At 55.2% G+C, this 8,457-nt stretch carries 5 protein-coding genes and 1 CRISPR repeat array; of the genes, 1 reads left to right on the plus strand and 4 read right to left on the minus strand.

The features are described 5' to 3' along the window. Window positions 1-44: 44 nt before the first annotated feature. Window positions 45-2,159: a peptidylprolyl isomerase gene (locus tag B1C80_RS18175; protein ID WP_077922623.1), complete on the minus strand. Its 2,115-nt coding sequence runs from the start codon at window positions 2,157-2,159 to the stop codon at window positions 45-47. Between the two features lie 225 nt (window positions 2,160-2,384). Continuing rightward, window positions 2,385-3,116: a DUF3291 domain-containing protein gene (locus B1C80_RS18180; protein WP_077922624.1), complete on the minus strand. Its 732-nt coding sequence runs from the start codon at window positions 3,114-3,116 to the stop codon at window positions 2,385-2,387. A gap of 42 nt (window positions 3,117-3,158) precedes the next feature. Between B1C80_RS18180 and B1C80_RS18185 the strand changes: the two genes are divergently transcribed. Beyond that, window positions 3,159-5,492: a glycoside hydrolase family 95-like protein gene (locus tag B1C80_RS18185; protein ID WP_139361679.1), complete on the plus strand. Its 2,334-nt coding sequence runs from the start codon at window positions 3,159-3,161 to the stop codon at window positions 5,490-5,492. Between the two features lie 123 nt (window positions 5,493-5,615). On the opposite strand, the gene B1C80_RS18190 is transcribed toward B1C80_RS18185, so the two are convergent. Together B1C80_RS18190 and B1C80_RS18195 are read right to left on the minus strand one after the other, a co-directional pair. Beyond that, window positions 5,616-6,143 (minus strand): hypothetical protein, encoded by a 528-nt coding sequence (locus B1C80_RS18190; RefSeq protein WP_077922626.1) that lies wholly within the window; start codon window positions 6,141-6,143, stop codon window positions 5,616-5,618. Window positions 6,144-6,236: 93 nt separating this feature from the next. Beyond that, complete coding sequence (locus B1C80_RS18195) at window positions 6,237-6,842, minus strand: thioredoxin family protein (protein ID WP_077922627.1); 606 nt, start codon at window positions 6,840-6,842, stop codon at window positions 6,237-6,239. A gap of 286 nt (window positions 6,843-7,128) precedes the next feature. Continuing rightward, window positions 7,129-8,427: a CRISPR direct-repeat array (repeat unit 37 nt; unit sequence GTTTCAATCCATCTTTCTCTGGATCAGCCATTTGAAG). The last annotated feature ends 30 nt before the right edge of the window (window positions 8,428-8,457 follow it).

The raw sequence follows: 8,457 nt of genomic DNA on the forward strand, positions 1-8,457 counted from the left end.
ACCTGCTTCTGATCAGAAGCAGGTTTTTCTTTGAAGCGGTATCTTTAATAAAACTTGGCCCGGCGATCTTCAACTTTAGCGGCTTCTTTGATAGCCTCGTTGATATAGAAACCAGTGCGGGAAGCTACGTTCTGTTGCAGCTGGGTTTTGTACAGATTGTAATCGGCAACCGCTGGCGCTGGCGTCAGGCGGGTTGTCTCAACCATCAGTACACCGGCGTCTCCGGCAAACGGCTTCGAACGCTTGCCAGCCTTCTGGCCAAATGCACGACCCAGGGCTACCGGATCGACACCAGCGCTACGCAGGAAGCCCGTTGCCAGGTTTACATCCTGAACTTCTTCAACCAGCGCACCGGCACCGTATTTCTGCGCGATCGACTCGAGGGTGCCGCTGGCACTGCCGAGTTTGCCTATGATCTGCTCCGCTTTCAGTTCGTTGCGAACTTTGGCGGTCAGTTCGGTACGGTAGTCGTCAATTTTAACCTCGTCTTTGTCGGTCTTGTTGGTCAGCACCGCAATAACGTACTGGTCGCCAACTTCAAACGGCTCCGATACCTCGTTAACGTCCGTTTTGTCGTCAAATGCCCAGCGTACCACCGCCCGGGCATCGGTTAGCGCGTTGATGTTCGATGCGCCTTCGGGGATACGATCGGCGGTGGCCACAACCAGCGATTTGTCTTCTTTAACCTTAGCGTCGAACTCCTCCTTCGTCTGCACTTGCGAGGCAAACTGATCGGCTTTGCGAAGTGCTTCGTCGCGGGTGGTCTGGCTGGGCGCAATGGTTTTGCCGATACCTACAACCCGGTACAGCTGGTTCGTTTTGGCTTCGGTTACTTTGATGATGTGGTAACCGAAATCGGTTTCGATAACGCGCGGAATCAGTCCTTCACCAGCAGCACCGAACACGGCCGACTCAAACGGTTTCACCATCTGGCCATCGTTTTTAAAGTACCCCAGGTCACCACCATTCTGCGCCGATCCGTCGGCACTGTTGGTTTGGGCCAGTGCTTCAAAGTTGGCACCACCCTGAATCTGGGCCAGGAGTGCTTCGGCCCGGCGACGGGCATCGGCCTTGGCCGAATCGGTCTGAGCCGTTGGGCGAACCAGGATGTGGCTGGCGCGGGCCGTGAAGCTCGTGTCGCGCTTGGTACCGCCGTACTTATAGATGAAATAAGTGTTGCCTTCGCGGAAGGGGCCGTAGATACCACCCGGCGAGAAGGTAGGAATGGACGCGCGGAGCTGCTCGGGCATTTCGCCAGCCGTCAGGTACAGCGGCACGCGAACGTCAGAGTTTTGCTGGGCAAAAGTCGAGTCGTTCGGTGCGGCACCCAGGCCACGGGCCAGGGTCTTGATTTCGTTGTACAGGGCGGTGCTGTCTTCTTTCGATGGCGCCACCGAGAACGTCACGTATTGGAGCGAGCGGCTGTTGGCACCCGGATACTCGTCTTTGTGCTTGTTGAGGTAGTCCTGCAGCTGCGAGTCGGTAACCTTCACCGTTGTGTCGTTGATCGTGTAGTAGGGCACGAACAACAGCTTCACATCGGCTTTAGTGTTCTGGGCCTGGTATTCCTTCTGGGCTTCGGCCGTGGTGGCAAAGATCGACAGACGCATCAGGCCTTCGTACTTACTGCGAAGCCGGTCGGCGCTCAGGTTTTTCTCGAAACTGGCCCAGGCAGCCTGTTGCTGCGGAGGGAGGTTCTTCAGACCCTTGAGGTAGCTAACGATCTGGCTCTTGTCAAACACGCCCGTTTGGGGGTTCGTAAAGGCCTGCCGAACAGCTGGGCTGATGTTATTTCCCTGAACCATGTCGATGAGTTCTTCGGGCGATACTTTCAGACCGAGCTTGTCGAATTCTTCCTGGTAAGCAATCTCGAACAGCAGCTGGTTCCAGGCCTGCTCGCGGAGCTGAGCCATGTCCTGATCGGCGGGTGCGCGACCGGTCTGCTGTTCAAACTGCGCCCGGAGTTCATCTACCTTGGCGTTGAATTCCTGATAGTCAATGGATTTGCCGGCAATTTCGCCAACTTCCTGCTGGTTTCCACCGAATAGCAAGCTTCGGCCGCCGAGCAGATCTCCCCCCACGATGAACAGAATCAAGCTGACGGCGATAACACCGACGGCCAGCCCTGACCGTTCTCTGATCTTGTTAATAACAGACATTTCGCGTTATACGTACAATTTAGCCCGCAAAATAACAATTTTCCTCATTGGGATACAAGGGTTTTGGGCACGAGATAGACACCGGTCACGTATTTTTTTACGAGGCTGTCAGTAAACGGAGCTGACTATACTTACTCCAGTCGATCGGTTCTCAAGGCGCTCATCTACTGTTCATTCGACAACGGCCGGTTCAGCAGGGCAGGCAGACGGCCAAGACCCGATCGTTTACCGGTCCCAGCGCAACACGGTGAAGCGCGCAAACAGCTCTTCGGAGTACCACTGCCGCTGGCGGGTAAGCCGCACCACCTCCCGGTGCCCACTCTGCCGGTACGCATACTGATCAACGGCGGCTGCATCGCGCCAGACACTGATGGTACACTGTTGCACCAGCGGCACCTCCCCTACCCCGATCCCGAACAGCAGGCTATCGGCCTGGTCGGTAAGCCGCTGGCGGGCCTGAGGTACGTGCCGCCAGAAGTCAGGTAAAGCCCGGGCGCGGATCGTAGCCCGCGTCAGCACCGCCACGGGGGCCGAGGGGTCGGGGGCGGCTGGCCGTTCGGGTTTTTTCGGGCGTTCGTCGGCCGTGGCCCGCTCCGGGTTTTCGGCTCCCTGCCCGGTGTTCAGGATAAAGGGATTGGATCCGTCCCAAAGTCCGTGCGATTTGAGGGGCGACAGGTGGAGGGTGCTGATTTTTTCGGTACCCTGGGCGAGCTGCCGATAGCCATCCGTCTGGGCGAACGTGCTGGCCCGGTGGCTATCTTCCCAAACGCCTAGATGAACGTAGGTGGAGAAGTCGGGGATAAGACCAAAGTTGATGCCGCTGCCCATCAACTTGCTGAACCGCAGGCCATCGGCCGAAACCGGCTGCATGAGTACCCGGCCCATATTGGCAAACGCCCGGAAACGGGCCCGGGGCTGGTAACGGAAAATAGTAACGGTTACGACGGGTGCTGACATGATGAGTATAAACGGTCGTTGCAGGCGCTTGTTTCGGGTATCATGAAACGCATCGTTTTTATTTATCTCTTTCTCGAACTGGCAGTCTCAGCGACATGGGCCCAGCCTACTCAACCGCTTGTCTGGCACTTTCCCATTACCCGTCCCCATACGGGTATTTTACTGGGCAACGGCACCCAGGGCCTTATGGTTTGGGGAACAACCCGCCAGCTGAACATTACGGTTGGGCGGGCCGGTTTCTGGGATCATCGGGGCGGGAACGAGTTCACCGCCAAAACTACCTATCAGGACGTTAAGCGGCTCCTGCAGGCTGGCAATTATGCCGGTATCAAAGAAGCGTTCGCTATCCCCAAAACCGGCGATCAGGGATTCGGTCGGCCCCAGCAGCTGGGCGGAGGACGGCTGGAAATTACCATGCCCGAAGGCTGGCAGCTCCGTCAGGGTGAGCTCGACATGAGCCGGGGCGAAATAACGATTACCCTGAACGATACCAGCGGCCGGTCTGAGTTGATCCGCATCGGCCAGTCGGCTCACAACGAACTAGCCTGGTTCACGTACCCGGCCCTATTTCTGCAAAAAGGGGGCCGGCCTGGTCAGACTTATTTTAACAGCCAGTATAGCAAGCTGGTTCCGGCGGGAGAGGCCGTACCTGACCGGCTGAGCGCTGCCGGTGTCAAAAAGCCCTTTGTAAGCGAAACGGTAGATAGTTTCGGACTGCTGATGAGTCAGGAGCTGCCTGCCGACTCGACCCTGATGATCTTCTGGAGCGACGTAGGTAACCAGACGCTGGCCTTGACTACCTCGCTCCAGCCACCAGCGGCTCCACGACTTAAGCGGTTATCGGTAACGCCCACCGATAGCCAGCAGACGGCTCGGTTCTGGCGGGACTACTGGACGTCGGTTCCGAAGATTACCCTGCCCGACCCGGCCTTGCAGGAGATGGTCGACTACGGGTTATACAAACAGGCTTGCGTATCGCCCCCGCAGGGCGTAGCTGCCACCCTGCAGGGACCATTCATGGAGGATTACCAGATCGTTCCCTGGAGCAACGATTACCATTTTAACATCAACGTACAGATGATGTACTGGCCCGCCCTGGCCACCAATCGGCTCAGCCATTTCAGTCCGCTCTGGCGCATGATGCGCGGCTGGATGCCTACCCTCCGGCGCAACGGCGAATCATTTTTCGGTCGTAAGGGCGCGCTCATGCTCCCGCATGCTGTTGATGACCGCTGCCACGTTGTTGGCACGTTCTGGACCGGCACGATCGATCATGCCTGTACGGCCTGGATGGCGCAGATGGCCTGGCAGCACTACCGCTACGGCCTCGATCAGCCCGATGCCCACCAGGTGCTCCAAGACATGGCCTGGCCGCTGCTGGTTGGCGCGTTTGAAGGCTATTATGCCATGCTTGACGAAGTGCCCGACTCTGAGAGGGGCGGCAAGCGGTTCTCGCTTCCCATTTCTGTATCGCCCGAATACGGGGGCGACGGCCCCAATGCCTGGGGACGCGATGCCAGTTTTCAGCTTGCCGCGCTCCACCGCATCTGCCGGATTTTGCCCGAAGCGGCCAGGCTCATGGGCCAGCCCATCGATCCCCGCTGGGCCGACGTTGCCAGGCGGTTGCCGCTCTATACGACGGTAAAAGGGGTTTTCATGCCCGAGCAGAACCGCCAGAACGAGCGCATCGGCTTATGGGCGGGGAAAGATCTGGACGGTAGCCATCGGCACCATTCCCATCTGGCCGGCATCTATCCCTTCGCCACCCTGGACTATACCGATCCGGCCCAGCGCAAAATCATTGACAACAGCCTGACGGCCTGGCGGTTTCGGGGTGCGGGCGCCTGGACGGGCTGGTGCGTCCCCTGGGCTAGTATTCTCCTGGCCCGAACCGGCGAATCGGAAGCCGCCGTACACTGGCTGCACTACTGGAAAGATAACTTTACGAACGAAGGACGGGGTACCCTTCATAATGCCAACAACAACGGAAACAGCCTCATGGGCGCCCCTGACTGGACTAAGGAACCCCGGAACCGGGAAATCATGCAGCTCGACGGTGGCTTCGGCGCGCTTAACGCCGTGCTCGAGTTGCTGGTGCAAAGTCGGGACGATGGTATTTATGTTTTGCCCGGCCTGCCGCGTACCTGGCGCGACCTGTCCTTTGACCGCATCCGCACCGAAGGCGCCTTTCAGGTAGGCGCAACGGTACAGAACGGGCAACTCCGCGAGATTCGTGTCAAAAGTCTGGCGGGTGGCCCCCTCAGGCTCGTTCATCAGCTGGGCGACCGCTATCTGGTAAACGGACAGCCAGCTACCGGTTCTTTATTTGAGAAAAATTGTCAGAAAGGTGAGGAAATGGTTTTCAGGCCGTTGTAGACCTTTTTACCAGTGTAGAGTAATCGCCACGAAATTATACCATCAGCTAAACACCGGGGGCTCCCCGAAACGAAGATACTTCTCGTTTCGGGGAGCCCCCGTTAACTATATACCAGCTTCGGACTAGTTGTCGTCTTTTCCGTCCGGATCAACTTTATCTTCGGCTTTGTCAAAGGCATTTCCGATGTTTTTACCGGCCTTTTTGAAACCTGTTTTAATATCTTTCCAGGCGGCAGCCGTTGCGTTCTGAGCTTTGTCGATGTCGTTACCCAGCTCTTTGCGCTCGGCCTCCAGCTCAGCCAGTTCTTCTTTGCTTTCGGCTTTGGCTTTAGCACCCTGGCTTTTGATATCGGCCTGTAATTTATCGATCCGGGCATCCAGCTTGTCTTTCTGAACGTTCATTTCGGCAACAGCTTCCCGGCGCTCGCGCTCAAAATCATCGCCTGCTTCGCGCATATCTTCACGCGTTTCGGCCGTAGCTTCTTTGGTGTCAGCCTCAATGGCATCGCCGGTACGTTCTACAGCGTCTTCGGTGCGCGACTCATTTTTGTTGTCAGAACCGCAAGCCTGCAATAGGGCCAGCGAGGCAACCAGCATCATGGTTCCGGCAACGTTGCGAATCTGGCTCAGGATCAATACTGTCTTTTTCATAACTGATGTGTAGTTTGATTTACACCAAGCAGATTGGCAAAGGCCGTGCCAGAAAGGGGAGCCGGTCAGAGCCGGCCCTAATCGGTACCGCACTCAGTTTTTCCATTTCACCGCGCAGCCGATGGCTTTGGTGAGGGGCGATTGGACGGGCCGGCCAGCCAGCAGATTGCTCACGGCCTCATCGGCATAGCGCCGTTGCACCTGACTGCCATCCTGCGGACTGTCGTCGATGGTACCGATGTACTCGACCGTGAACTGACCTTTGTTATTTTTCAGGACAAACACCTGTGGGGTTCGGGTGGCCCCAAAACTCCGCGTAACGGCCTGCGTTTCGTCTATGACATAGGCGAACGAAAAGCCCTTCTCGCGGGCGCGGACTTTCATGTTGTCGAAGGAGTCATCTTCATAAGCCGCCGGATCGTTGGGCATGATGGCCAGAACAGGATAGCCCTGCGCCGAAAACTTACGGTCGAGCGCCACGAGCCGGTCGTCATAGGCTTTCGAGAACGGGCAATGGTTGCTGGTAAAGACCACAATCAATCCTTTCTGGCTTTTGTAGTCGGCCAGGCCTACGGTGCGCCCGTCCACATTCTTCAGCCGGAAGTCGGCTACCGCATCGCCCAGGGTATAGCCCTTGGGTTGCGCGTTCACCCCTTGCAACGTAAACAGCACCCACAGGGTAATCAGCGCATAGCGCATTGGTTCTCTCGTTTTCAACTTGGTTGTTATTTGCCAGTTAGACAACAAATAGACCCTAAAGATTAGTTTGGTAATCAAGCTCCATAACGCTCATTGTTACCGAATCTACAGGTTCTAAAACAAATAACCAACCCAGTCCGCTAAAATTGGCGTTCTCACGATTTCAGCCCAGTCTACCGTATTGCTACGAACCTGGCTTCCGCTGTTTTTTGCGCCCAGTGAAAGATCCCGTTCACCCTTTTCTCGAATCTGCTCAGTCATTCTCGAAAAGCGCCGAAGCCATAACACCTCAATTCATTCTTCTCTGTATCAGCCATTCGAAGGATACGGCGGCCGATGCGTTCGAGCTGACCAAATGCGCGTTTCAATCCATCTTTTTCTGGATCAGCCATTCGAAGACGATTGTGACGGAAGGCCGCAACGGCTGGACGATGAAGTTTCAATCCATCTTTCTCTGGATCAGCCATTTGAAGAAGGCCTCGGAGTTCGATAAGGCTGCCGGCTACGGGTTTCAATCCATCTTTCTCTGGATCAGCCATTTGAAGAGTGGCGAGCCATCGATAGAGCTTTACGATAGCATCTTGTTTCAATCCATCTTTCTCTGGATCAGCCATTTGAAGCCCGGGCAATGTCTCCAGCGGCACCTACTACGGGGTGTTTCAATCCATCTTTCTCTGGATCAGCCATTTGAAGCCTACTGAGTATTAGGGCTTGACAACTGCTGAAGGTGGTTTCAATCCATCTTTCTCTGGATCAGCCATTTGAAGTGTTCCGTCTGCCGCAATACGGGCGAAAAGGCCAGGCGTTTCAATCCATCTTTCTCTGGATCAGCCATTTGAAGACCTTGATTTTTCATGAAAGGAATATTTATAGACCGATTTCAATCCATCTTTCTCTGGATCAGCCATTTGAAGTCGACCGTCGTTACCGATCAACAGGTAAGCCTGGAACGGGAGCGGTTTCAATCCATCTTTCTCTGGATCAGCCATTTGAAGACCGCCCCCCGGCTGGCGGTCGAGATCATCCGCTACTAGTTTCAATCCATCTTTCTCTGGATCAGCCATTTGAAGCGAACGGCTGACGGTGCTCCAGCCCCTGCAGATTCAGTTTCAATCCATCTTTCTCTGGATCAGCCATTTGAAGAATGCGAACATAGCTACAGGGCTTTTTGGACAACATAAGGTTTCAATCCATCTTTCTCTGGATCAGCCATTTGAAGGGGAAACGTAACACCCATAATGTTGTCGTTACGCTGTTTCAATCCATCTTTCTCTGGATCAGCCATTTGAAGCCAACGCGGAGCTGCATCGGCATCTAATTAATTTGATGTTTCAATCCATCTTTCTCTGGATCAGCCATTTGAAGATACGTAAGCTCATTGCGGCCCGAGACAATATTGTAGTTTCAATCCATCTTTCTCTGGATCAGCCATTTGAAGATACGTAAGCTCATTGCGGCCCGAGACAATATTGTAGTTTCAATCCATCTTTCTCTGGATCAGCCATTTGAAGCTGTTTGCGGGTTTCACGCCGGACTCGCGGTGGATACGTTTCAATCCATCTTTCTCTGGATCAGCCATTTGAAGACGGTGAAAAACTCCATAGGATTAGGTATT

This window comes from Spirosoma sp. 209 (genome assembly GCF_002006735.1).
In the GTDB taxonomy this organism is placed as follows: domain Bacteria; phylum Bacteroidota; class Bacteroidia; order Cytophagales; family Spirosomataceae; genus Spirosoma; species Spirosoma sordidisoli.

Bases quoted from the DNA above. Each gene is read 5' to 3' on its own strand.
- B1C80_RS18175 (WP_077922623.1), bottom strand. From the start codon at position 2,159: ATGTCTGTTATTAACAAGATCAGAGAACGGTCAGGGCTGGCCGTCGGT.
- B1C80_RS18180 (WP_077922624.1), bottom strand. From the start codon at position 3,116: ATGTCAGCACCCGTCGTAACCGTTACTATTTTCCGTTACCAGCCCCGG.
- B1C80_RS18185 (WP_139361679.1), top strand. From the start codon at position 3,159: ATGAAACGCATCGTTTTTATTTATCTCTTTCTCGAACTGGCAGTCTCA.
- B1C80_RS18190 (WP_077922626.1), bottom strand. From the start codon at position 6,143: ATGAAAAAGACAGTATTGATCCTGAGCCAGATTCGCAACGTTGCCGGA.
- B1C80_RS18195 (WP_077922627.1), bottom strand. From the start codon at position 6,842: ATGCGCTATGCGCTGATTACCCTGTGGGTGCTGTTTACGTTGCAAGGG.